Origin of the sequence: Streptacidiphilus sp. ASG 303 (assembly GCF_020991365.1) — a bacterium.
Lineage (GTDB): Bacteria > Actinomycetota > Actinomycetes > Streptomycetales > Streptomycetaceae > Peterkaempfera.
Map to the genome: position 1 here is coordinate 1 of NZ_JAJLRA010000193.1, position 278 is coordinate 278.

Below are 278 nucleotides of genomic sequence, written 5' to 3' on the forward strand. Positions count from 1 at the left end.
AACCTGGGCTCGGTCGTCGGCAACTCCGACCTGCCCGAGCAGCAGCTCTGGGGCACCGTGCTGGCCTGCGCGATCGCCTCGCGCCGCGCGCGCGTGCTGGCCGAGCTGGAGCCGCAGGCCCGCGAGCACCTGTCGGAGCAGGCGTACACCGCCGCCAAGTCCGCCGCCGCGATCATGGCGATGAACAACGTCTACGACCGGACGCTGCACCTGCTCTCCGACAAGGAGTACGGGTCGATGCGGGCCGGCCTGCGGATGAACGTCAGCGGCAACCCGGG

The 278-nt window shown here is 71.6% G+C and carries 1 pseudogene; it reads left to right on the forward strand.

Going from position 1 to position 278, the window contains the following annotated elements:
- Positions 1–278 (forward strand): annotated as a pseudogene (locus LO771_RS30465) (alkyl hydroperoxide reductase); the annotation flags it as partial.